Here is a 23846-nt window from a genome sequence, read left to right as displayed (position 1 = left end):
ATCCGAAAAATGCATACTATGGATCAGTATTATGCGCATAGTGGATGGTTTAGGGGTGTCAGTGCGAAACCTGGATATGCAACTGCTGACGGCGTTTCGTGCCCTGGTGGATGAACGCAACGTGACCCGTGCGGCCGCTCGGATGAACCTGTCGCAGCCGGCCATGAGCCGGGTACTGGGGAAACTGCGGGATATCTTTGCCGATCCCCTGTTCATTCGGGCCGCCGATGGCCTGATGCTGACCCAGAGGGCCGAGGCGCTGTTGCCGGAAGTGGACGCCAGCCTCCGGCAGCTGGAGCGCCTGCTGTCGACCACCGACTTCGATCCGGCCCGGGCCTCAGGTCGTCTGACGGTGGCCACCAACGATATCGGTGCCTCGGGGCTGCTGCCGAATGTACTGCCGCGTCTGTCTCGCGAGGCACCGGCCCTGAGCCTGGAGGTTACCCCGTGGCGGGCAGGCATCCTGACTGAGCTGGACCGGTTACCGGTGGACCTGGCGCTGGGTGTGCTGGAGGAGACCGGCCCGGACGTTCATGCCCGGAAACTGGCGGAAGACCACTATGTGGTGGTGATGTCCGATCGCCATCCCCTGGCAACCCGGCCTGTGACCCTGGAGGACTATCTCAACGCCGAGCATGTGGTCATCCCCTTGGGCCGGGCTGGCAAGGGCGCCCTGGAGCCGGTTCTCTCCCGTCAGCGTCTCCGCCGCCACATTGCCGTTCGGGTGCCTTACCTGATGACTGCCCTGAATATCGTCGCGCAAAGTAACCGGCTGCTGGCGATCCCGGCGATGGTGGCCAAGTCGTTCCAGCAGCCTTTTCGATTACAGATTCAACCTTTGCCCCTGGAGGCGCCGACCATCGCCTATGTCCTGGCCTGGCATCGTCGCCATCACCACGACCAACGGCACCGCTGGGCTCGGCAATTGTTGTACGAGGAGCTGCATGCGGCGATGTCGAATCGTGACTGAACCGGGTGAAGCTGCTCCATGGTCGCTCAAAGGGACACTAGAATATTCCCGATCTGATCATGTCAAAGGCGTCCAGAATCCGCGCCACATACTGGTCCTTCGGGCGAAAGCTGCTTTGGGTTCGGAGTGACAGATCCTTCTGCAGATGATCCAGCAGCTTGTGCAGGCGCCGACGGTGTACGCCGACCGCCGCCTGCAGCGGATCGGCAATGACGCCGGACAACGCTGCAAACGCCGCCAAGACGGCCATGACGGCTACCATCACGCTGGCGGTTGTCGCCAGTGACGGCTCCGGTGGAAACCAGCTGTAGTACCACCCGCCGAGGGTTTCACCCAGGATAAAGTCCCTGGCGGCCATGGTCTGGGCGAGCAGGGACGCGAGCACCACCCCGAGCCCGATGCCACCCGGGGTAAACTTCTGGAACGCAAACGCGCCCAGCACCGTACAGGAAATACTGTTGGTGATATCGGCAGAGGCTGTCCGGGTCACCCGGTACTGATGGAGCGCGTCTGCGATCAGGGGGTCGATCAGCCTGCTAAAGCGACGGTGATCGACCGGCTCTTGGGCATGGCGCGCATAGAGCGTCTCCAGGGACTCTATCAGGTAGTCCTCCAGCCGGTGGCCCGTCGGCCCACCGTTCAGCAGCTCCACCTGGATCAGGTTCGAGATGTGCTGTTGCACCCGGGTGGTAAACCCCGCAGGCACACGATCGGCCAACGCGTGCAGCCACCGGAGGCCAGCTCGTCTACCAGTCAGGATTTTCACCAGGCAGGCCAGGGCATAGACCGGGGCCCAGAACAGGTTGATGGGGGCCCGCAACATGTCCCACCCCAGTGCCATCCGGTTGGTGGAGATGGCTCCGGGATACTGGAAATGACGCTCAATGAACCCAGGGATTCGCGCCCGGCAGTCGGCAAAGTAACGCTCAATCCCTGACTGAAGGCACTGCGCTATCTCGGCTTCGGAAAATGTGTGCTCGGGCAAGGCGGCGATGTTCATGGCAACGGGCGTATTGGCAAGTCAGTGTATGGTCGACACATTACACCGAAAGGGCGAGAAGGGTGAACTCCGGGGATCACGGCATCGGCCCCGAGCGGATTGAGCCCCCTGGCTACGGCAAGCCCGGGATGTCTGAGGAAGTCGCCAAGGCTGACCTGTGCATGGCGAGTGATGACTCGGCTTACATGGTCGGGGAGAACCTGATCCTGTGTGGTGGTATGGCGAGTATTTAAGGCTCAGGGGCCCACAAGGGGGCGGGTCGATGACAGCCTAATCAACATGCCCCCTTTCGGCCCCCTTTTTCAGGATCGATTGAGAGCCAAACGCGCTACTGAACCTCATAGATCTCGATGATGGTGTTAGCCAGCTCGAGGTCATTCTGGTTCGCCAGGGCAATCTGGTTCAACGCCTGGATGGTGGTTGCTTTTTCTGCAGAATCAATTTCCAGCAGGTGGAGGATGGTGTCGACCTTTTCGCCGCCTCCACTGGCCAGCTGATGACGGAGCTCACCGCTAAACGCAATCACGATTTCTTTGATTTTCCGCGGCTTGGAGGTCGAAACGCCTGTTGGTGTGTCTGGTCTCAAGGTGATGAAATACTGGTCTGGAGAAAACTCATGCATGGCGCCGGATAGCCCGTCCGTTGTGGAACCCACCAAACCGCCAATGACAAAGTTTCCGAAAAACCATGGATTGGTGGTGGTTGAAAGCTGGGCGGTGTGGGTCTTGTAGCCTTCTTTTTCAAAGGTGATGGTCTGGTTTGAACCCCTGTCGACCGCAACAGTGAGAGGCGTTTTACCCAGGACCCTTCCGGATACAGTAACCAGGGCCTCGTCCGGTTCGCTGTTAAAGGTGAGTTTCTGGTCGGTCCCGGTTACAACCGAGGCGCAACCGGTGGATAGGAATGCCATGGCGGCGAGTGTGAGCAGCAACGGATACTTCATTGTTCATCCTTAACTAAGGGGACTCGGTACGGGTCTCCCTCCGAGTCAGTTGGATAGCGGGCGCCAGGCTCAACGGTGTCGGTTCGGTTGGGCGATCGCCAGGAGTGCCTGGCGCCGGCCGGGCGGGTGCCGGGAGGCGTCGTTATTGCCCCAGGGATATTTGGCCGGGGGCAATCCTGAGTTCGGAGAGTTTCTCCAGCAGGCCGGCGATGTTTGCTTTTCCAGAGCCTTCGTTGGCAAGCCTCAAACGTTTGATGGCGACAAAGGCATCGCCGACGGTTGCCGTGTAGGGAGTGACGATCGTCTCATTCAGGACGACCGCATCGGTTTCGCGGTCCGTCAGCATGTATTTGACGTGGGTGGTCACTTCAAAATCCAGTCCAAATAGGGGTTGGTCCACTTCCAGCAACTGGGCTTCAAGCTGGTAGCGTCCAGTTCCGGACAGCAATCCCTGGTTCCTCAGGCTTTGCTTGAGGGCACCTGCGAAAGCGTCGTTGTCGATCTCCGACGTCCAAGCCGGGTTGGTTTCCTCTCCACCGGAAACGGCGGATACGTCCAGGTTGTTTTCCAGAGACGTATCGAATTCCTGCATGGGCCCGTCATACACCATGTTTCCCATCTTCGCGCCGGAGGCGCAGCCAGACAGATAGAGTAGCGCAGCCAGTACCACCAAAATCCTTGCATTGAGCACAGTCGATTCCTTCTTCGTTATTTTGATTATCGTTCAGTAGTGCCTGCCGAAGTGCCTCGGTTCAGGCAGGAAGCAATGGTAATGGAGGTTGCGATGAATTGGGCTGTCAGAGGGGTAAAACTTAGTGAAATCAGCATCTCAGGGCTGGTTCTCGTTAACTGGCTTACCCTAAGCAAACCGGGGACGGATTAGCTTGACCTCTTGGCAGGATGGCATTGATCACGGCCGACGCGCCTGTTTTTGCCGAAAACGGCGCGGGGATTCGCCGGTCCAGCGGCGCACGGCGCGACTGAAATTGGAGGGGTCGCTGTATCCCAGGTCTGCTGCAATCTGTTCCACCGTCGCCGGGCTGTGCAGCAGCCAGTCCACCGCCAACCGGTGGCGCAGTTCATCCACCAGGGCGTTGTAGTGAGTCCCGGCCTGATAGAGCTTGCGGCGAAGGGTGCGAGTGGTCATGCACAGCTCTGCTGCCACTTGCGCCATGGCATCCGGGCTGGCCAGGTGGCGGCGTATCTTTTGCCGTACCAGTAACACCAGGTCGTCTTCCTGTTTTGCCTGGGCCAGTTCTGCCTCGCACCGAGCGGCCGCCAGCGCCGCCAGTTGGGGATCGGCAGTGGGCAGGGGGGAGGCGAGCCAGCTGGTGGGAAACAGGAAGCTGATCTCGGCACAGTCAAAGGTGACCTGGATGCCGTTGATCTGTGACCAATAACGATGATGGGGCCGTTCCGGAAAGGGAAACCGGAGTTGCACATCCAGTGCCGGCAGGAACGTCAGGATATGGCTGCCGATGCTCAGGATCGAGGTGACGAGGGCGTCGGCGACCAGGGCGCTGAGTTCACCAAGGGGGTAACGCTCCTCCAGTACCAGGCGGGTACCGTCCCCCTGGTGCTCCAACTGAAGCTCGTACAGGCTGGTGCGGGTTCGCAGGTAACGGATGGCCAGGTCAAAGGCCTGGCCGAGGGTTTGGCTGGATTGGAACGCATAGCCCAGGAAACCATGGGAGCCGATATTGAGAGCGGCCCCCAGGCGAACGCCCAGGTCGTCCCTGCCGTCCCGTTGCCGGTAGTTGGTGAGCAGTTGTTTGGTCACCTGTAGCGACAACGTGCCCTGCAGATCCTGCAGGGTACGGATGGTCAGGCCGGTGCCCTGCAATAACTGGTCGGCATCGCCTCCCTGGTTGGCAAAGGCCTGGCAGATCAGCCTGGCGTACTCCACTGACAGCACACCGGCGGATGGGTGTGGGGATCGGGTCATGGGTGGTCTCCAATGACCGGTTTTTGTCTCAAGATAACCTTCTGCTGTCACTCAACCCATTTCATAGTGGGCCAAGCTGCGTTGCTCTCAAGGAGTCTCCATGCCTGCTTCAGCCCACATCGATAAACACGCCAAGCCCATTCCCCAGGAGCCGGACAACGCGGGGATTCCCGTGCGGCGCCTGGTGTTCGACATACCGGAGCCACCACGCTATTTCCTTGCCGATAACGCCACCGCCACCACCTTTATTACGGTGTTGTCCGCCGTCTTTCCGCCGGGAGAGCGGTTTTTCATCGAATCGGTCCGGCGGTTCCGTGATCGCATCGCCGATCCGGAGCTGAAGGCCGCGGTCCGGGGATTTATCGGACAGGAAGCCATTCATGGTCGCGAACACGACCGGTTGAATGAGTTGCTGATTGGGCGCGGGCTCAATACTCGGGTGCCGGAACTGGGTATCCGTGGCGGCCTGAATGTGCTGGAACGGTGTTCGGCCAGTCAGCAGTTGGCCTGTACCGCCCTGATGGAGCACTTCACTGCGCTGCTGGGGGAAGTGCTCCTGGAGGACGACGAGTTCCAGGCCCTGGGGGATAGCGACCTGTTGCAGTTGTTCCTGTGGCACGCCCTGGAGGAGCTGGAACATAAGGCGGTGACCTACGACGTTTACAGCCTGGTCGCCAATCGGCGGTGGGAACGTTGGCTGGCCTTCCCGTTGGTCACCGCGACCCTGGTACCGCCGATACTCGTCTCCTGGGCCTGGCTGATGTGGAAGGAAGGCAAGCTGACCGACCGCCAGGACCTGCAAGAGGGCCTGACGCTCCTCTTTGGCCGTAAGGGATTGGTGAGCCGGGCCCTGGGGAAAATGGGACTGTACGCCCGATCGGATTTTCACCCGGACAAGAAAGACACCCGCGCTCTGGTCGCCCATTGGCGGGAGCGTTTGTTTGGTGAGCAGGGCACGCTCACCGGCCAGGTTGGTCATTGAACGCCCCGGTGCCTCGTTGAACACAACGATTTTACGGGGCGAATAAGCGATGAAGGCGGAATGCCAAATAGCTGGCGAAAATCCCTGGTCATGTGGGCGTGGTCAAAATAACCGTGGTCCAGGGCGACATGGCTGAGGTTGATTCGGGCCTGACTGCTCCGTTTGATCGTGCGGAGGGCCACATTCGCTCTCGCTATTTTGCCCAGTCGTTGAGCACTCAGGCCAACCCCCGCATGGAAATTGCGTTGAAGGTGTCGCTCAGACCATCCGCTGGCCTCGCACAGGGTGCTGGCAGGCAAGGGCATCGTTTGCTCGAGGATCAGCTTGATCAGGCGCTGCATGACGATGTGGCTCTCCGTTGGGGCGCGAACCAGACTCAGCAGCCACCGATCAAGCAGTGAAACCCGCTCCTGCCATCGGTTTGTACGTTTCAGGGATTCTAATACCCTTTGTGTCGCCACTCCGGCTTCAGACAGGGGGATGTGGGTATTCCGATACTCAGTGGCGGGTATGTGAGTAAAGCGAGCCTGTGCGCCCGGGTGAAATCGAATGCCGATCACATCGGCCTGGTCGAGGCCCAGTAACCGATTGCTTGACCCCGTCGATGCATCAAAGACGCCTCCGTGGCCACAGGTGCCTGTCGCGAATTCTAGTTGGCCATCAACCACCAGCATCCACCCGCTACCCCCCTCAATTGGCATGAGATCGTCGCGGGAAAGCGCATTCAGGTGACGAGCGTCGATTCTCCAGTAGTTCCGAACCAGATGTTGCAAGGCTGGCGCTGGGGTGGCGGTTGCGAACGAGGATAGATCCATGGGGCCTCTCGAGACCTGTCGGTTTTATACAAGCCAGGGTAGCGAGCGTGATGCTAGCTTAACGGAAATTTCAGGGAGGTACAGGATATGGTTTCACGGCAGGTTTTTAAGCATTTACTGGTTCTCATGGTCTTGGCAGGATGGATCGCAACCGCCAATGCCGCGGACAAAACCATTGGTGTTCTGGTCTATGACGATGTGCTCACCAGTGATGTGGTGGCACCGGCAGAGGTGTTCGGCGTTGCTTCGCGCAAGGCCTGGTTTTCGGATTACGAGGTGGTGTTGGTCAATGTTAAGCGCACTGAGACGGTAACCACGGAAGAGGGCGTGACACTCAAGGTGGATGCCAACATCTACGATGAGCTGGATCTGGACGCCTTGATCGTCAACAGCGCTTACGACATGGACTGGTTGTTCGAGAACGAGGATCTGACCCGGTTTATGCAGGATCAGGCGACAAAGGTAGAGTGGTTGGCCAGTAACTGTTCAGGCGCATTCCTCTATGCGCACGCGGGCCTTCTGGATGGCTATCGTGCCACAACCTGGGCCGGCGGGGAGTCAGGCCTGCAGCGTGAGTTTCCAGACATCGACGTGGTTGTTGATCGCAATGTCGTGGTGGATCGCAATCGAATTACCAGCAATGGTGGCGTTCCGTCATACCAGGGCGCTCTTGTGTTGTTGGCACTTATGAGCGGCGAAAGTAATGCGAAGGAAGTTTTTGAAACCATCCAGCTCAATCGGCTGATTCCCTGGTCAGAGATCACGAAATATCGGCTCGAAGGCTAGGCCGAAGAAGCCTGTGAATGAGCCTCCCTCTCCCAAACTGGGAGAGGGAGGCTTTTTACGTTTTGCCAAACGTGAGTTTTATGCAGTGAGTTCATTGGCCTATCTTCAGGAAAGCGTTGGCGGCATTTCAAATGGTGGATCTGTTTGTAGATGGCAGGAATACCGTCGAAACTGGCGCCAAGGCACCGGTCCTGTTCAGGCTTTTTGATGGGGTTATTTGGTAATTCGCCGTTGTCTGACCGGTTTCAACAACTAAGCTATTGAGTAACCTCTTTAAAGCCAATCCCTCGGACAGCGTTTTGCTGGAGGCTGTTGGCTTGTTACGAAGACAGAGGCCAAGTGCCTGATCCCGCGACGTGCCGGAGCATCCGTTGGCCGCTACCTATGGGCCATCCGTTGCAGCCACCGGATGACGCAGGCAACGGAATGTCGCTAAACTCGCGTCGACCTACCAGGAACAAGATACAAGATGATGACGGTTCTACAACGCCCCTTGCGAATGACCCTCCCGCTACTCGCAGTGCTCCTACTTACAGCCTGCGACCAACCGCAGTTGTTGCCGCCGGACGCTCGCCTGCCGGATGGCAGTACCTATTCCGGCGAGATCCGGGATGGCCTCTTCCACGGAGAGGGCGTGCAGGTCTTTGCCAGCGGTCTGGTCTACCGCGGTCAGTTTCAGGAAGGCTATTGGCATGGCCAGGGCGAACTCGAATCCCCGACAGATTGGCGTTATGAAGGCGAGTTCCAGAAAGGCCTGATGGCGGGGCAGGGCGTGCTGGAAACGGAAGACAGCCGCTACGAGGGGGCCTTCGAGAACAACCGTTTAAACGGCGAAGGTCGCTTGGAGGTCAATGGCGGTGTCTTTGTTGCGGAGTTTGTGGATGACAAACCGGTGCGCGGAACGCATATCACCGACTACGGCACCTATGAGGGGGAGTTTCAGGACTGGTATTACCATGGCGAAGGCACCTTCACCTACACCGATACCGAGGATATGCCCAGCCTCTCGGGCACCTGGCGATACGGTGAGTTCGTTGATCGGGAAGAGGTCATCCCGGAACAGCCGTCCGCGGCCTCCTTCGAGACAATCCTGGCCGAGGACCACCAGCGCCTGAGCCGTCAAATCGAAAGCCTGGAGCCGGAGCGGCCAGGCGTGACGGACGCCTACTTCCTGGCCGTGGGCGGTGATGGCACGGAGTCCGTTTTCAAGCGTGACATCCAGGTGGCCAAAACCGGCCTGCAGGAACACTTTGACGTCGAACACCGGGCCATCATGTTGCTCAATCATCGGGATTACGACACCTACCCCCTGGCCACCCGGCCTTCCATTGCGAAGGCCCTGCAGGCCCTGGATCGGCAGTTGAACCCGGAGGAAGACCTGCTGGTCGTCCATCTGGTCAGCCACGGCATGAGAGACGGGCAACTGCTGTTGCGACAACCCGGCATCGATCTGCCTGACCTGTCGCCCAAGGCCTTCGCGAAGATGCTGGAGCCCCTGCAGGCGCGCCGGAAACTGCTGGTGGTCTCCGCGTGCTTCTCCGGCCACTGGCTCAACCAGCTCAAAGACAGCAATACGTTGATCATGACGTCCGCCCGCGAAGACCGCACCTCGTTTGGCTGCGGCGACGACTCGGAAATGACCTGGTTTACCCGGGCGGTCTACCAGAGCGTGGGCCTGTCGCTCACCGACCCGGATACGATGTTCGAGCTGGTTGACCAGCAGATCCGAGCCTGGGAGAAAGACATCGATATGGAGGAGAGTGACTGGTCCTACCCCCAGTCCTACCTGGGGGACAGCCTGCGGCAGTGGCTGGATCTGAGCGTTCCGGACATCGCGGGATGACAGCTCAGAGGGGCGCCGGCAACGGTTTTCCCGAGGTGCCTGCGGCTCGCTGGACCACCCTCAATAAGGCGCGAGCTGGCGCCTTTGTGCCGATGCCCTTTGTCTAGAATCGACTATCCTTAAATCATTCTTACCCGATGGGTTTCGGCTTCTGCGTTCGTGCCGAGGAAGTGGTATGGCAGCATTTGTTCTCTCTGCACTGCTGTTGGTCATCTCGGCCACGTTGAAGGCCGAAACCTGGAAAATTACGTCGTTGGAATGGCCACCCTATTCTGGCCAAGACCTCCCCGGCCAGGGCACGGCCATTGCCGAATTAAGGGGCGTGTTAGCGGCCGAAGGCATTGATCTGGAGGTGAGGTTTTTCCCTTGGGAAAGAGCGAAGAGAGCGGCGGCAAGGCCGGAGTATGTTGGATACTTCCCCGCCTGGCCCGAGGAAGTGCGGGCGGGGTTCATCGGTTCCAGGCCGGTGCAGGATTCGATCGTTGGCGTGCTCTACAGGATCGACCAGCCCGTGCGCTGGAGCAGCATCATGGAACTGTTCGAAACCCACCGGGTGGGGCTGGTCCAGTCGTATGTGTATCCGGACCTCATTACTCGAGCCGCCCAGGAGTATCCAGACAACGTCAATCTGGCGCCTCATGAAATCAGCCTGATGAGAATGCTGGCCAGTGGGCGGATGGATGTGGCAATCACCGATCCCTGCGTCACGCTCTATATCGCCAGACGTCACGGAATTACCAACATTCAGGCGTCGTCGCGCCCCATTTCCATCAAACCGCTGGTTGTCGCGTTCCACGCCAGGACTGAGAACCTGGCTCGCATCGAGTTCTTGAACGCATTGCTGGAGCCCCCGTTCAAGGCTTCCATCCCGCGCTGCCAAGGCGTTGAATACGAAATGGGGCCGGTCGATCGGAATTAGCTGATTGTCAGCAGCCATTTGCCGGAGGTCGAGAAACGTCAGCCGGTCCAACTTCCTGCCTGCACGGTGGCCGAGCGATTCCAGCGCTAGCGGGGTTGTGAAAGGGGCCCCCCGGCAAGGCCTGAGATCGGGGCCCTCAGTGGGTGAGGGCCGCGATGGCCAGAACGCCGTTGAGCGCTGCCATGATCAGGTCCACCACGAAGATGAACAGCATTGGTCCCCGCAGGACCGGCCATAGCGGGGTGTTCCCCTTATGTTCCTGCCAGGCTATTGGCACGTTGCCGACAAACTGGCTGCCGTGGGCCACGGCAAAGGCCGTGCAACACACAAAAATCTGTGTGGGCTGGGTAAACTGGCCGGAGAACAGGATCAACAGCACCGACAGAACGGAAAAGCCCAGGTTAATACCGCCGAGAAAGCGCCCGGAAGCGATGACCGTCTCCCGCAGTGGCGAATCACGGTGTTCTCGCCGTATCAGCATGTTGGAGGTGAGTGGTCCCTTGAGCCAGAAGACGTGGAAGGCACCAGCAAACCAGAGGGCGTTGGCCGCCAGGACGGCGATAAAGAGGGTTTCAAGCATGGTCGAACTCCCTTGCCTCCAACACCTCGCTGATCTGTACCATCGGCCGGGCGTTGGTGTAGTTGGCTATGTCCGCCTCGATGGCCTTGGCATGGGGACCGAACGCCGCCTGGAAAGCTGCAACCGATTCGAAGTAGAGGTGGCCGGCGGCCACGAACGGCGGCTCAGCTTCAGGCCGACCGCCGCCAATACCCAGGTCGACGGAACAACCTTTCAGGGCCGTCCCCAGTTTTCCCTGGACCAGGGACAGGTGCTGTTGCCGGTAGTAGCCGGCATCGAATTCGATGCCGTCGCCATTCGGGTAGAGGATACTTACTTTGATCATGGGATCTCCCTAGGCTTCCATGTCCCGCAATGAAGCCATGTCGATGACAAACCGGTATTTCACGTCGCCGCGCTTCATGCGCTCGTAGGCTTCGTTGATGTTGCGAATATCCAGCATTTCCACATCGCAACGGATGTCGTGCTCGGCGCAGAAATCCAGCACCTCCTGGGTTTCCGGCATGCCACCGATCAGCGACCCCGCCAGTCTACGGCGCTTCATGACCAGTTGTCCGGCGTGGATGGTGGGCTCGATGGGCTCGACCAGCCCCACCAGGATGTGGGTGCCGTCGTACTTCAGGCAGTTGAGGTAAGGATTGAGGTCGTGCTGGACCGGAATCGTGTCGAGCAGGAAGTCAAACTGGTCAGCCGCCGCCTGCATCTGCTCGCGATCGGTGGAGACAATGACATGATCGGCCCCCTGGTTGCGGGCCTCAGCCACTTTGTTTTCGGAACGGGTGAACAGGGTGACCTCGGCACCGAACGCCTTGGCGAACTTGATGCCCATGTGCCCCAGGCCGCCCATACCGATCACGCCGACCTTGTGGCCGGCGCCGATGCCGAAGTGGCGCAGCGGGGAGTAGGTGGTGATGCCAGCGCACAGCAGGGGGGCCGCGGCGGCCGGGTCAAGCTTGTCTGGCACGTTGACGACAAAGCGCTCGCTCACCACAATCCGCTCGGAGTAGCCGCCAAAGGTTATGGACCCGTCATAGCGGTCGATACCGTTGTAGGTGGCGGTGTTGCCTTCGCTGCAGTACTGTTCCAGGCCGGATTCGCAGGCGTTGCAGCTGCGGCAGGAATCCACCATGCAGCCCACTCCGACGCGGTCGCCCTCGCGGTAGGCTGTGACCTTGTCGCCCACCGCGGTGACCCGGCCGATGATCTCGTGGCCTGGTACCACCGGATACCGGGTGAAGCCCCAATCGTTCTGGGCAAAATGGATATCGGTGTGGCATACGCCGCAGTACTCGATCTCGATGGCCACATCATCTGGGCGGAGCTCCCGGCGGTCGAAGCTGATCGGTTCCAGCGGGGATTCGGCGGAATGGGCTGCAAAGGCCTTGGTGCTCATGTTCGGTGCCTCCTTGGGGGACGAAATGAACGTGATAGACGCGTCCATTCTGGCGAAGTCGACGGCCGCAAGCCATAACTGATCCTTGCGCGTTTCTGCTCATTCCTCCAAAAAGAAGGGGCGCGTTGGCCGAAAGGCCTTTCAAACGTGCATAATGCGCTGAAACGTCATTGGAGCCTGGCAATTGATGGAACAGAAACGCTCCCCGCAGCTGGTGGAATTGCTGGAGCCCTTGATCACCCGCGATGGCTTTATCCGCACGACGCTGGCGGAGGTGTACCTGGTGGCCGCGAGGCGGCAGGTTCCCCGGACCCCGCTGATCTATGAGCCCAGTCTGATCGTGATCGCCCAGGGGCAGAAGGTGGGTTACCTCGGGGATCGCACCATCCACTACAATCCTGGCCAGTATCTGGTCCAGTCGCTACCGTTGCCCTTCGAGTGCGAGACCCAGGCCACGCCGGAGGCCCCCCTGATGGGAATTGCCGTTCGCTTCGATCCCTCTACATTGAGCGAACTGGTGCACGACACTGAGGGCGAAATTTTCAGGGAGGAAGACACGGACCCGTTGCCCATGGCGTCCGTGGCCATGACTGAGGGCATGCATGAGGCGATGGTGCGGTTGTTGCGTGCACTGGTGGACCCCATGGATGCCCGGGTGATGGGGCGGGCACGGGTTCGTGAGGTGGTGTACGAAGCCTTGAAAGGTGAGCAGGGGGGCGCACTTCGGGCCCTCGTGCAGAACCGGGGACGCTACTCCCGGATCGTCCAGGTGCTCCAGCGACTGCATGCGGAGTTTGACCGCGACTACACCGTTGATGAACTGGCGGCACAGGCCAATATGAGTGCCTCGGCATTTCACCAGCATTTCAAGGACATCACCCGCAGTTCGCCGTTGCAATACCTTAAGCGCTTCCGGCTGATCAAGGCTCGCCAGTTGATGACCAGGGACCACCTGAACGTCAACCAGGCGGCCGCGGCGGTCGGCTACCGCAGTGTCTCTCAGTTCAGCCGTGACTATAAGCGCTATTTCACCGTCACCCCGGCGCGCCATCGCCGGTTGCCGGTCAGCGAAAACTGAGGCGGGAGCGCGGGCCCAGGCTTGAGCGGGGAACCCGGGCGACGACGAAGGACCCCCCTTACACCTTGGCGACCACCCGATGGGATGAGAGCCTCATTCCCGGGGAGTTCATCCCCAGCGAGTTCACCAACCCGGATGTGGAGGCGTTTTGTGCATACTTGCTGGAGGAGCGGCTGGGGGTATGTCGACCGGGGACGTGAGGCAGCCCCGCCCCTACTCGCCAAGAACCCGTCCCTGGGTTCTTGCTTCCTTATCCGGAACTAACCTCGCGGACGAAAGGACTTCGTCACCCACGGGTGGACTGTACTTCGTGAACCCATTCGCACTCGATGCCTGCTTTAGCGTGATGCTTGTGGATCGCTTCGGCGTTCGGCGCGTCGAGCACACAATAGATCTTGTCGTCCTTCTCGCTGAACAGGATGTCGTGGTGTGTGACACCAAATTCGTCAGCAGGCGCGTTCTGTAACTGTTTCAGTTCCTCTGCCGTGAACGGCTTCATGGGATGCACATCGATATACCTTGGCATGGTTCGTACCTCCTCCCGCCTGGCCAGTGGGGCACGTATCGAGCGCCTCTGTGCGGGAATGGCAGGCGCCCAAACTCCAAACTGCTTGAAGCGTTAATGCCTCACCTCAGATTTATTATAGAGCAGAACCGATCAGCGCTGTGCTATGGGGCTATGTCTTGGCCAGCAAAATTCAGCCCCCAGGGCGGCCGGGCGTTCGTTGCTCTCCTATCTGGTGCCCACAGACCGAGATTCGCCAATTTGCTGTCGCAATGCGCCATCGTTTTGCACCAAGGCATTGATGATTTCCGGCACAACTTAGCGCGGGAGATGGCGGCTAGATGTGGTCTGGTTCCAGGGTTGTTGGCGGGATATCGTCAGGTCCCTGACGCTTGCCGAGGGACACAGGTTGAGATCAATCTGAAGGGGGGATGTTTGGTTGAATCGCAGATAACGATGCCCAGGCGTGTCCCCGCTCCGATGACGGTTTCGGGGCTCCCTGAACGAAGTGATCCGGCGAAACTGGGCTATGCTGTATTTAGCATTCAGTGATGCCAGCTCGAGGTGTGAATGATGGCTTGGCTAAAGGAGGCTCTGTTAGCGTGTCTGTGGTGTTCCATGGTCTGGGGCCTCCAGGCCAGCGGTGAGGAGAGGCGGGTCCGCGTTGCCACGCTCGAAAACTACCCGCCTTTTTGCTTCTACCGGGAAGGGGTGGAGCGGCAGACGCTCGAGGTCGTGCCGCCTGGTTCCGATGCCGTCAGTTTTCAGGGCTTCAGTTGGGATGTGCTGCGTGAGAGTTTCCATGCCCGGGGCTATACCATTGAACTGGTGATCACGCCTTGGGCCCGGGCGATGACCAATATCAACCAGGGTAACGTTGAGCTGCTGTTTCCAACCGGCAAGAATCTGGAACGGGCAAGTTATTTATCCTATCCCAAGACGCCCCTCAATGAAGTCGACTTCCGTGTCTACGTCAGTCGGGATGCGGACATCGTCTGGGAGGGGTTGGCATCCCTGGAAGGCCGCACCATTGGCATGGTCCGTGGCTACAACCTGGGAGACGACTGGATGCAGCTGGATGGCATCGACAAGTATCCGGTCAACAGTATAGAGCAGGGCTTTCGCATGCTGCGGTTAGGGCGGCTGGATGGCTTTGCCGGCTATGAGATCAACTGGGATTACATCCTGAAGCAGATGGGGCTGCAGGGGCAGTTCGAAAAGCTGCCGGTCTTCGGGTCCAGCAAGGAGTACGTTGTGGGCCTGACGCGCAGCCCGGGTACCCCCCACCTTTTGGCTGAGTTCGAGGCCGGCATGGCGGCCATCAAGGAGAATGGCACCTATCAGCGCCTGGTTGAGCGCTGGCAATAAGGACAGCCGGGACCAACTGATTTTTTGAAGGGATCCCGGGGCAACGCCTGACCCCGCCAGCAGCCGGATTCACCGCATCTTAGGTGATGCCGTGTTCGCTAACGCTCTTCATACTCAATAACTGCCCTTCCTTTACGGTTTCCATCACGATGTAGCTGCGGGAGTCGTTCACCCCGGGTAAGGCCAGGATGGTTTCCCCCAACAGCGAGCGATAGTGCGCGACATCTGCCACCCGTGCCTTGATCAGGTAGTCAAAGTTGCCGGAAACGAGGTGGCACTCCTGCACCTCCGGAACGTCGATGGCCGCTTCCTTGAATTGGGCGAACACATCCGGTCCGGTGCGGGTGAGGCTGATCTCGACAAATACCGTGAGTCCAATGCCCAGCTTGCGGGCGTTGAGAATGGCCCGGAAGTTCCGGATATAACCATCCCGTTCCAGCTTGCGGACCCTTTCGAGGCAAGGGGTTGGGCTGAGGTTTACCCGGTTCGACAATTCGTGGTTGGTGATCCGGGCATTGTTCTGCAGTTCATCCAGGATGGCCAGGTCGATACGATCCAGTTTTCGCACGCAGTTTGCTCCCCCATACTCACGAAATTCAAAAAGGCAGTTTAATATACTTTATCTTAGGATATAAAAGATAGAAAACTCTGATTTTGGAAAAAATTCAGAATTTTCTTCTGTTGTGGCTGTTTAGACTGTGAGGCGTCACCGTGACCGCTGGGTCGCGTTCACTCATTGCCCGACAGGAGCAAAACCCTATGATTGTGGGTGTACCCAAAGAGATTAAAAACAATGAATTCCGGGTTGGACTGACCCCAGAGGCTGTTCATGAGCTGGTTGCACATGGCCATCAGGTGGTTGTGCAGGCCGGTGCCGGCATGGGTATCGAGCTTACCGATGAGCAGTACCAGGCCGCTGGTGCCCAGCTCGCCGCCACTGCGGACGCCGTCTTCGAACAGGCGGAGATGATCGTCAAGGTCAAGGAACCGCAGGCGGTGGAGCGAGCCCTGCTACGGCCTCATCACACCCTGTTTACCTACCTTCACCTGGCCCCGGATGTGCCCCAAACCAACGAGCTGCTGGCCAGCGGCGCGACCTGTATCGCCTATGAGACCGTCACTGACAGCAATGGAACGCTGCCGTTGTTGGCGCCCATGTCGGAAGTGGCTGGCCGTATGAGTATTCAGGCCGGCGCCCATTGCCTGGAGAAATCCCAGGGGGGACGGGGCCTGCTGCTGGGCGGGGTGCCCGGCGTAGACGCCGCCACCGTGGTGGTGATCGGTGGTGGCGTGGTGGGCTTCAATGCTACCCAGATGGCGGTGGGTATGGGCGCCCGTGTCATCGTGCTGGACAAGTCCATTGCCGTATTGCGTCGTTTCGATGCGGTGTTTGGCAACCGGGTGCAGACCCTGTTCTCGTCGTCGAAGGCTGTCGAGCAGGTGCTGTTGCAGGCGGACCTGGTGATCGGCGGTGTGCTGATCCCCGGGGCCGCGGCACCCAAGCTCGTCCGTCGTGAACTGATTTCCCGGATGAAGCCGGGCGCGGCGGTGGTCGATGTGGCAATCGATCAGGGCGGCTGCTTCGAGACGTCGACACCAACCACCCATGCCGAGCCCACCTACATGGTTGACGGCGTGGTCCACTACTGCGTGGCCAACATGCCCGGGGCGGTTGCCCGGACTTCCAGTTACGCCCTGAACAACGCCACCTTGCCCTATGTGCTGCAGATTGCCAACAAGGGCCCGCGTCAGGCGCTGGCAGACAGTCCGGGGCTGCTGCAGGGGCTGAATGTGTTCAACGGTGTGCTGACCTGTCCGTCCGTGGGCGCCGCCCAGGGCATCGAAGCCATCACCCCCGACCAGGGGCTGGCGCTGATGAACTGACTCTGCCCATCCTGCGGGTGGATGGCCCCCGCAGGACGATCCTTCCGGCGTTTGTTATCGGCAAGGCCGATAGCGCGCCCTACACCATACGACAACAACAAGAGGTACCGATCCCATGGATTTACTGAGTTCTGTATTGGGAACCGTCAACGGAATCGTCTGGGGTTGGCCCATGCTCATCCTGATTTTGGGCGTGGGTCTGTTTATGAGTCTGGGCCTGAAGCTGATGCCCGTCCTCCGGGTTGGCACGGGTTTCAGGCTGCTGTTCAGCCGCACTCCGGTCCGCCATGACGATGAACAGGCGGGCGAAGTATCGCCTTTTCAGGCGCTGATGACGGCAATGGCAGCAACGGTGGGCACCGGCAATATTGCGGGTGTGGCCACCGCCGTGTTCCTCGGCGGTCCCGGAGCCCTGTTCTGGATGTGGCTGACCGCCCTGGTGGGCATGGCCACCAAGTATTCCGAGGCGGTGCTGGCCGTCCGGTTCCGTGAAGTGGATGATCAGGGCAACCACGTCGGTGGCCCAATGTACTATCTGAAGAACGGCCTGGGGCGGAAATGGGCGTGGCTGGGCACCGCCTTCGCCATCTTTGGCGCCGTGGCCGGGTTCGGCATCGGCAATACCGTCCAATCCAATTCCATTGCCCAGGTGCTTGATGCCAATTTTGGGATACCGGTGATCGTAACTGGGCTGGTGGCGATGGTGCTGGTTGGAGCCGTGCAGATGGGCGGAATCCGGCGCATCGGGGCGGTAGCCGGAAAGCTCGTGCCATTTATGGCGGTCGCCTACCTGCTGGCCGGACTGGTGGTGCTGACAATCAACGCTGACCAGATCGGTCCGGCCCTGGCCCTTATTTTTGACAGTGCCTTCTCCGGGCATGCCGCGCAAGGGGGCTTTGCGGGAGCGGCGGTTTGGGCCGCCATTCGTTTTGGTGTGGCCCGTGGCGTCTTCTCCAACGAGGCCGGCTTGGGCTCTGCTCCCATTGCGCACGCTGCCGCCAAGACCAACGACCCGGTGCGCCAGGGGCTGATTGCCATGCTGGGCACCTTGATCGATACCCTGATCGTCTGTTCGATTACCGGCCTGGTGATTGTTACCTCCGGTGCCTGGGATTCCGGTGAGTCGGGGGCCGCATTGACCTCGGCAGCCTTTGGACTGGCCTTGCCCGGGGTGGGCAATTACCTGGTTGCGATTTCATTGGCGCTGTTTGCCTTCAGCACTATCCTGGGCTGGTCATTCTACGGCGAGAAGTGCGTGGAATTTTTGCTTGGCACCCGGGCAATCAAGCCTTTCCGGGCGCTGTGGGTGCTCGCTGTCCCCCTGGGGGCGGTTCTCAACCTGGATTTTGTCTGGCTGGTAGCCGACACACTCAATGCGTTGATGGCCCTGCCCAACCTGATTGCCATTGCCGCGCTCAGCCCAGTGGTCTTCCGGCTGACCCGCGACTATTTTGATCGCCAGAGGCTGGCGCTGGCGGTTGAATCGTCAGGCACTGGCTCCTGAGGTAATGAACGGGGGGCAGATAGATCATTATCTGCCCCCGGATTCGTGCAAGCTTGTTGGCCCCTGGCGGTTGGCTATACTTTCACTACTCAATTTCTGTTTGCCAGGGTCCTCCCTAATGGATGCGGCGATAAGCCGACTGTAAGCGTGAACCACTGCCGTTGATCACACCCTCAAGTTCGCTTGGAACGCGGAGTAGGGGGCTGCGATGAACCGTCTGGTGGTTGTCTGGTTCTGATTACTTGCCCTGAGCGCAAACGCTGCTGAATGGCCTGTTGAGCAAACTGGAGCCCCTTACCGTGGCAACCTCCAGCCGGATCCGGCATCCCTCGTCTGCTTTGAGTTTCGGGCGCCTCCAGGGCGTCTGGCGATCGCGGGGGTATGGCAAGATCTTGCTGATCGAGGGGGACGAGTTCGTCGTTTTCGAAGAAACCGCCATCAGTTGTCTGAAGCGCTATGCCGGGTCGCTTGACGAACTGGGCCAATGGTACGAGAACCTGGTGGTTTCGCCCGGTGAGCAGGCGTTCGGCGTCCGCCGGGCAACGGGGGTGACGCGCATCGGTTTTCGTCGCCTCAAGGCGCTGCCCGCAACGGTTACCGATACCCAGGGCCGGGACAGGGACGATCCGGTCTATAACTTCGAGGTGTTCTGGCACACCTTTGCAGAACATTACGCGCTGTTTGCGCTCAAGGGCGTGGACTGGTTCCAGATGTACCAACGGTTTCGTCCCAGGATTACCGCGGACAGCGATCCGGAGGTGCTGTACGCCACCCTGGCCGCTATGCTGCGCCCGCTTCGGGATGGCCATGTCCGGCTACACACTCCCTGGGGCCACTACAATGCCGGTGCGCTGCCAGCACTCTACAAACGACTGGGTAAAGAGCTGGAAGAAGCCGGGGAGCACCGGGAGACCACCAGCTACCTGGGCGAACTCCGGGATTGGTTACGGGAGGTGATCCATCAAGACTATCTCGGCGGAGAGGTCCGGCAGGGTGGCAATCACCTGGTGGAATGGGGGCGCCTGAATGGGACCATCGGCTACCTGAACATTCGTGCCATGTCGGGTCAGAGCGGGAAACTGGGCCACCCGGCGCACGACCTTGCCGCCACCCATGCCGTGATGGAGCGGGCGCTGGCGGAGCTGGGCAATCTGCCCAACCTGGTTGTGGACATACGGGGCAACGGTGGCGGCTATGACGGCGTGGCCCTTTGTTTTGCCTCGTACCTGATGGGGCGCAAGCGCCTGGCGTTCACCAAGTCGGCCCGATGTGGGAAGGGGTTTACGGGACAGCAGGCAATTTATGTCTGCCCTGTGGCCGGTGACACCTACGGCGGCAACCTGTTTGTGTTGACCAGCGAACTCACCGCCAGTGCCGCGGAAATTTTCGTTCTTGCACTCCTGCAGCATCCCCGCCTGACGCTGATTGGTGACCCCACCCTCGGTATTCTGTCCGACACCCTCGAACGGCACCTGCCCAACGGCTGGCACCTGACCCTGTCGAACGAGGTTTACCGGGCATTTGACGGCGAGACCTACGAAGACATCGGCATCCCGCCACACATTCGCCTGTCGTTCCTTGGCCGCAGGGGCCGGGAAATGGGCTGGGATCCCATGCTGGACCGGGTGCTCCGGTTAGCGGGGGAAGGCTCGAGATGAACTGCAAAAACCTCCATGATTTTCTCCCGCACGACCTGAAAACTGAAAGGTTTGACGAGATCCTGCATACCTCGACGGTGAGGATAGAACGGATCGTCTCAAAGGGTCACCGCTCACCCGAAACCGGGTGGTACGACCAGGACGAGAATGAATGGGTCCTGGTCTTACAGGGGAGTGGGGTACTGACCTTTGACGATGGCTCTTCCTGTCGTTTGTCGGCGGGCGATTACATCAACATTCCGGCGCACCGAAAACACAAGGTGTCGTGGACCGATCCAGCGGAGCTGACCTTTTGGCTGGCCGTGTTTTACCGGTAGGGCCGGACGCCCGCCAGTCAGGTCCTTTGCTCGGCTCAAATCTGTTTGTAAACCACCTCCGACAGCTCGCTTCGGTTGCCGTCGGTGTCGAGGGTGCGCATGGCGAAGTACCAAGTCCCCTCGCCGAGTTCTTCCACCAGCAGCTCATCCACGGAGGCGTCGCCAATGGCGAGGCTCTGGTCCAGGTTTTCCGCACTGGTGCCGTAGACCACCTCAAAGCCTGCAATCTCACCCATGGCGAGGCTCTCGCCGTTCACCCGGGTCAGCGGTGCGGTCCAGCTGAGCAGGGCGGCGTTGGCCGGCACGGCGTCGCCGGTGCTGCCGCCGGATGAACCGGTATCGCCGCTGTCGCTGGTGGTGTCACCGGCGTCGGTATCGGAGTCCTGGTAGAGGTCGTCAATGGTTGCGAAGTGCTGCACGTTACGGTGCTCGACCACGACCAGCTTCTGGTTGATCACACTCGAATCCACCGTCGCCTGCAGCTCGGAGGCTTGCACGGCCGCGGCACTCAACAGGTCCGCCAAGGCTACGTTGGTACCGTCCCCGGTCATGCTGAGCTGGCCAGTCTCGCTTACCTGGGCGGTCATGTCGGCCAGTACGTCGGAAATGCCTTGCCACTGCGGGTTGTCATTGACCAGCGCCAGGAAGGCGGCGTTGGCAATCGCGACCTGCATGGCGTCCGCAGACACATTGCTCAGTTCATCGAGACGGGTTAGATCTGGCGGCGCCAGGCTCAGCGCACCGGCATTCAGGCCAAACCAGTCCTCAACCGTGGTATAAGCCGTGGACAGAGCTTCGGGGGACAAGCCATCGGTACTGCGTTCGGCCAGGGATACCGCCAGGTGGGTCAGCGGGGTCAGGTGAACGGTTTCGTTGGCCAGGTCGCCGGCCCCGCTCAGGATAAAGTCACTGTTCAGTGCGAGCGGCTGGCCGAAGGCAACGGGATCGGCCCCCGGCTGGTCGCACTGGGGCATGACGTCGCAGATCATCCGGGTATTGGCGTCTGCCTGAAGCTGCACCAGGGCCCAGCCATCGGATTTCCCGCGCAACTGCAGCTGGTAGCTGCCATCTTCCGCGGTCAGCACCGGTTTGGTCGACTGCCGCTGCGGAGCGTAGTGGCCGTCCTTGTCTGCAATCAGGCGGTTGGCGGTGACCAGGCCCTGCTGGATCACCCCTTTCATGGCGGCACCTGCCAGCTCAACGGTCCCATCGGTGGTGCCCTGAGCCTGTGTCGCGGCACTGTCATCGTTGCCGGATCCACCCGAACCGCAACCCGCGAGCAAGACCGCCACCGGTAGCAGCCACAGACCGTGATTCGCCAATTTCCTGTCGCAATATGCCATCGTTTTGCACCAAATAATTGATGATTTCGGGTAGATCATAGAGCGGGAAGCTGCGGCTAGGTGTGGTCTGGTTCCAGCTTTGGTGGCGGGATTTCGTCAGGTCTTTGACGCTTACCGAGGGACACATGTTGAGATCAATCGTTACGCTGGGATTGGGCGGGAGTTGTCGTCTAGGGTCTTGATATTAATGGGGTTTATTTCGGTTGTTCTGGTGGGATGATGAGCGGCTGGGGGCGGTCGGGGGAGAAGGGTTTTACAATTTTAAACAGTGGAATGGCGGCGGTTTGCCCCTGTTCAGAGGAGCCCCGGTGTCCCTGAACACTAGAAAGGCTCAGCATCACTCCTGTTATTGGGGCCCGCTTTGGCAACGCCGGCCTCAACCAGTTCGCGAAACTCATAAACCCGATTGCGCCCCTGTTTCTTGGCATAGTAGAGCGCCTGGTCTGCCCGCCCGATGACGTTCGACACGTGGTCGTAGTGATCCAGCGGTACCATGCCGCAGCTTATGGTCACCCGGTCAACTTGGGGGAAGGGGTACTGTTCCACCACGAGCCTCAGTCTTTCGACAGCGGATCGCGCTCCGTGCTGTGTCGACGGTCCGATCAGCACTGCAAACTCCTCACCGCCATAACGGTAGATCTCGTCGACAGTGCGGAAATGTTCATTCATCAGCCTGGCAATCAGGATCAGGATTTCATCGCCGATCAAGTGGCCAAAACTGTCGTTCACCCTCTTAAAGTGGTCCACATCCAGCAGCACTAGCCACCATGGCATTGGCTCCTGGTTGTCCGGGTTGAGCTTCGGGTTGCCGAGTTCAGGTCCCATTAGGCGACCGATCTGGTATTCGAAGGCACGGCGGTTAAGGACACCGGTTAGTGTGTCCATATCCTTCTCCTGGATCAGGCCGACGAAGTTGCTGTACAGCCGCACCAGCGCTGCCAGGGCGCTCCGGCTGTCGTCCAGATCCGGATCGTGATAGACAACGATCAGGCCGGAAACGATGTCGTTCACGATCACCGGAATGCACAACCGGATCTGGCCGCAGGGCAACTCTTCCTGAACTGGCCGGTGTTCCTGCAGGCTCGTCAACAGGGCGCCTTCGGCAAGAATGCCCCGGGTGACCGTCGAGTCCACCTGCATGGGCCCTGAGGCATCACCACGGCATCGACCTATGGCGACGGTCGTTCGCGTCAGCTGCTCATGCCCCTGGGAAACGGAGTAAAAGTGCAATTCGTTGACTGAAAAAAGCTCGAAGACGGTCTTGATGAGGCTCTCGCGGACATCATCGTGGTGGCGACGGAGTGTGATACTGACGGCAATGTCCAGGATATCGGCCACATCGCCTCCTCTGCCCAGCCTACTAGTACTGGAGCAAAGCGCCGGTATTTTTCGGATGCAGAAAGGCGTTCCCCATCCGAATGAGAGAGTAATCACCCCAAGTATAGTGAACAGCACGGCGTATTCCCATTGGCATGGGCAACACTCATGAAGCTCCGTTGGAAGGGGGACAAAAGGGGGCCGTTGGTGAAGAACCCAGCTGCTCCCCTTTCATTGGGATTCGGTAGGCCGGTTATCCGAACTGGAAAAAGGCCAGTTTGTTGCCGTCCGGATCGCGCACGTAGGCACCGTAAAACTGATCGGGAATACGTTGTCCCGGCTCTCCCTCACAGCTGGCGCCCAGTTCGATGGCTTTTTGGTATAAGGAATCCACCAGGTCCTTGGAGCCCGCCTGGAGGGCCACCATATTGCCGTTGCCCGGCTGGTGGGTCCCGCCGTCATAGGGGGTGCATACCGCCAGCATGGGATTCGCCATGCTTTTACCGATAAAGGCGATGCGTCCCATGTCCAGCAGCACCTTGGCACCCAGGTTGCTCAGCAAGTCTGCATAGAAGGTTTTGGCTTTCGCCATATCGCTCACGCCAATGGTCACGTATCCGATCATGTTGTTCCCCGTTGTAGTTGGCCTGTCAGTGCCTGTCCGATTGCTGGGCGGCAGATCCTTAGTCGACGATC

26 protein-coding genes are annotated in these 23846 nt (G+C 59.7%); 13 read left to right on the top strand and 13 right to left on the bottom strand.

All coding sequences use genetic code 11. The features are described from left to right. The first annotated feature begins 61 nt into the window (after positions 1-61). The gene (locus tag R3175_RS13640) at positions 62-970 is read left to right on the top strand and encodes a LysR family transcriptional regulator (RefSeq protein ID WP_318944873.1); all 909 of its coding nucleotides are present in this window, start codon (positions 62-64) and stop codon (positions 968-970) included. A 37-nt stretch (positions 971-1007) separates the two neighbouring features. Here R3175_RS13640 and R3175_RS13635 read toward each other — a convergent pair whose 3' ends face one another. Beyond that, on the bottom strand, positions 1008-1970 hold the full coding sequence (locus R3175_RS13635; RefSeq protein ID WP_318944872.1) for a DUF6635 family protein: 963 nt from the start codon (positions 1968-1970) through the stop codon (positions 1008-1010). Positions 1971-2032: 62 nt separating this feature from the next. On the opposite strand from R3175_RS13635, the gene R3175_RS13630 reads away from it, so the two are divergent. After that, positions 2033-2203 (top strand): hypothetical protein, encoded by a 171-nt coding sequence (locus R3175_RS13630; RefSeq protein WP_318944871.1) that lies wholly within the window; start codon positions 2033-2035, stop codon positions 2201-2203. 95 nt (positions 2204-2298) lie between these two features. Here R3175_RS13630 and R3175_RS13625 read toward each other — a convergent pair whose 3' ends face one another. From R3175_RS13625 to R3175_RS13615, 3 genes are all read right to left on the bottom strand, one after another. Next, positions 2299-2913, bottom strand: a complete 615-nt coding sequence (locus R3175_RS13625) for a PEGA domain-containing protein (protein WP_318944870.1) — start codon at positions 2911-2913, stop codon at positions 2299-2301. A gap of 142 nt (positions 2914-3055) precedes the next feature. Further along, on the bottom strand, positions 3056-3604 hold the full coding sequence (locus R3175_RS13620) for a hypothetical protein (RefSeq protein ID WP_318944869.1): 549 nt from the start codon (positions 3602-3604) through the stop codon (positions 3056-3058). A 219-nt stretch (positions 3605-3823) separates the two neighbouring features. Next, positions 3824-4858, bottom strand: coding sequence for an AraC family transcriptional regulator (locus R3175_RS13615; RefSeq protein ID WP_318944868.1), 1035 nt, complete (start codon positions 4856-4858; stop codon positions 3824-3826). Between the two features lie 100 nt (positions 4859-4958). Between R3175_RS13615 and R3175_RS13610 the strand changes: the two genes are divergently transcribed. After that, positions 4959-5840: a metal-dependent hydrolase gene (locus R3175_RS13610; protein ID WP_318944867.1), complete on the top strand. Its 882-nt coding sequence runs from the start codon at positions 4959-4961 to the stop codon at positions 5838-5840. On the opposite strand, the gene R3175_RS13605 is transcribed toward R3175_RS13610, so the two are convergent. Then, the gene (locus R3175_RS13605) at positions 5834-6655 is read right to left on the bottom strand and encodes an AraC family transcriptional regulator (protein ID WP_318944866.1); all 822 of its coding nucleotides are present in this window, start codon (positions 6653-6655) and stop codon (positions 5834-5836) included. The two genes, R3175_RS13610 and R3175_RS13605, sit on opposite strands and share 7 nt — an antisense overlap. Positions 6656-6742: 87 nt before the next feature. Here R3175_RS13605 and R3175_RS13600 point away from each other — a divergent pair, with 87 nt between their 5' ends. The 3 genes from R3175_RS13600 (at position 6743) to R3175_RS13590 (ending at position 10203) form a co-directional block, all read left to right on the top strand. After that, positions 6743-7441, top strand: a complete 699-nt coding sequence (locus tag R3175_RS13600; protein WP_318944865.1) for a DJ-1/PfpI family protein — start codon at positions 6743-6745, stop codon at positions 7439-7441. A gap of 469 nt (positions 7442-7910) precedes the next feature. Beyond that, on the top strand, positions 7911-9284 hold the full coding sequence (locus R3175_RS13595) for a C13 family peptidase (protein WP_318944864.1): 1374 nt from the start codon (positions 7911-7913) through the stop codon (positions 9282-9284). A 175-nt stretch (positions 9285-9459) separates the two neighbouring features. Further along, positions 9460-10203, top strand: coding sequence for a hypothetical protein (locus tag R3175_RS13590; RefSeq protein WP_318944863.1), 744 nt, complete (start codon positions 9460-9462; stop codon positions 10201-10203). A gap of 136 nt (positions 10204-10339) precedes the next feature. Here the strand turns inward: R3175_RS13590 and R3175_RS13585 are convergent, their stop codons facing one another. From R3175_RS13585 to R3175_RS13575, 3 genes are read right to left on the bottom strand one after another with little or no spacing between them, the layout of a single operon-like run. After that, positions 10340-10783, bottom strand: a complete 444-nt coding sequence (locus R3175_RS13585) for a hypothetical protein (RefSeq protein ID WP_318944862.1) — start codon at positions 10781-10783, stop codon at positions 10340-10342. Beyond that, entirely contained in the window at positions 10776-11108 is a 333-nt protein-coding gene (locus R3175_RS13580) for an EthD family reductase (protein ID WP_318944861.1), read from the bottom strand. The genes R3175_RS13585 and R3175_RS13580 overlap by 8 nt, the downstream gene beginning before the upstream one ends. A 9-nt stretch (positions 11109-11117) precedes the next feature. Beyond that, positions 11118-12176, bottom strand: coding sequence for an NAD(P)-dependent alcohol dehydrogenase (locus R3175_RS13575; protein WP_318944860.1), 1059 nt, complete (start codon positions 12174-12176; stop codon positions 11118-11120). A 187-nt stretch (positions 12177-12363) separates the two neighbouring features. On the opposite strand from R3175_RS13575, the gene R3175_RS13570 reads away from it, so the two are divergent. Both R3175_RS13570 and R3175_RS13565 read left to right on the top strand, forming a co-directional pair. Continuing rightward, positions 12364-13254 (top strand): AraC family transcriptional regulator, encoded by an 891-nt coding sequence (locus R3175_RS13570; RefSeq protein WP_318944859.1) that lies wholly within the window; start codon positions 12364-12366, stop codon positions 13252-13254. A gap of 65 nt (positions 13255-13319) precedes the next feature. Then, a complete protein-coding gene (locus tag R3175_RS13565; protein WP_318944858.1) occupies positions 13320-13454 on the top strand; it encodes a hypothetical protein in 135 nt (44 codons plus the stop codon). Between the two features lie 86 nt (positions 13455-13540). Here R3175_RS13565 and R3175_RS13560 read toward each other — a convergent pair whose 3' ends face one another. After that, positions 13541-13780, bottom strand: coding sequence for a nickel-binding protein (locus R3175_RS13560; protein ID WP_318944857.1), 240 nt, complete (start codon positions 13778-13780; stop codon positions 13541-13543). 549 nt (positions 13781-14329) lie between these two features. On the opposite strand from R3175_RS13560, the gene R3175_RS13555 reads away from it, so the two are divergent. Next, positions 14330-15127, top strand: coding sequence for a substrate-binding periplasmic protein (locus tag R3175_RS13555; protein ID WP_318944856.1), 798 nt, complete (start codon positions 14330-14332; stop codon positions 15125-15127). 79 nt (positions 15128-15206) lie between these two features. Here the strand turns inward: R3175_RS13555 and R3175_RS13550 are convergent, their stop codons facing one another. Further along, positions 15207-15695 carry an Lrp/AsnC ligand binding domain-containing protein gene (locus R3175_RS13550; protein ID WP_318944855.1) on the bottom strand — a complete coding sequence of 163 codons (489 nt, stop codon included), beginning with the start codon at positions 15693-15695 and terminating at the stop codon, positions 15207-15209. 191 nt (positions 15696-15886) lie between these two features. Here R3175_RS13550 and ald point away from each other — a divergent pair, with 191 nt between their 5' ends. The 4 genes from ald (at position 15887) to R3175_RS13530 (ending at position 20490) form a co-directional block, all read left to right on the top strand. After that, positions 15887-17011: an alanine dehydrogenase gene (gene ald, locus R3175_RS13545; RefSeq protein ID WP_318944854.1), complete on the top strand. Its 1125-nt coding sequence runs from the start codon at positions 15887-15889 to the stop codon at positions 17009-17011. 115 nt (positions 17012-17126) lie between these two features. After that, the gene (locus R3175_RS13540) at positions 17127-18515 is read left to right on the top strand and encodes a sodium:alanine symporter family protein (protein WP_318944853.1); all 1389 of its coding nucleotides are present in this window, start codon (positions 17127-17129) and stop codon (positions 18513-18515) included. A gap of 299 nt (positions 18516-18814) precedes the next feature. Then, positions 18815-20173 carry a S41 family peptidase gene (locus R3175_RS13535; protein WP_318944852.1) on the top strand — a complete coding sequence of 453 codons (1359 nt, stop codon included), beginning with the start codon at positions 18815-18817 and terminating at the stop codon, positions 20171-20173. Further along, positions 20170-20490 carry a cupin domain-containing protein gene (locus R3175_RS13530; protein ID WP_318944851.1) on the top strand — a complete coding sequence of 107 codons (321 nt, stop codon included), beginning with the start codon at positions 20170-20172 and terminating at the stop codon, positions 20488-20490. The genes R3175_RS13535 and R3175_RS13530 overlap by 4 nt, the downstream gene beginning before the upstream one ends. Before the next feature lie 35 nt (positions 20491-20525). Here R3175_RS13530 and R3175_RS13525 read toward each other — a convergent pair whose 3' ends face one another. The 3 genes from R3175_RS13525 to R3175_RS13515 all read right to left on the bottom strand — a co-directional run bounded on the left by R3175_RS13525 (position 20526) and on the right by R3175_RS13515 (position 23775). Beyond that, positions 20526-21833: a hypothetical protein gene (locus tag R3175_RS13525; protein WP_318944850.1), complete on the bottom strand. Its 1308-nt coding sequence runs from the start codon at positions 21831-21833 to the stop codon at positions 20526-20528. Between the two features lie 321 nt (positions 21834-22154). Further along, positions 22155-23171 carry a GGDEF domain-containing protein gene (locus R3175_RS13520; RefSeq protein ID WP_318944849.1) on the bottom strand — a complete coding sequence of 339 codons (1017 nt, stop codon included), beginning with the start codon at positions 23169-23171 and terminating at the stop codon, positions 22155-22157. Positions 23172-23403: 232 nt separating this feature from the next. Beyond that, positions 23404-23775 carry a VOC family protein gene (locus R3175_RS13515; RefSeq protein WP_318944848.1) on the bottom strand — a complete coding sequence of 124 codons (372 nt, stop codon included), beginning with the start codon at positions 23773-23775 and terminating at the stop codon, positions 23404-23406. Positions 23776-23846 lie beyond the last annotated feature (71 nt).

It is taken from the genome of Marinobacter sp., assembly GCF_033722735.1.
Lineage (GTDB): Bacteria > Pseudomonadota > Gammaproteobacteria > Pseudomonadales > Oleiphilaceae > Marinobacter.
This window is presented reverse-complemented; position numbering and strand designations above follow the sequence as displayed.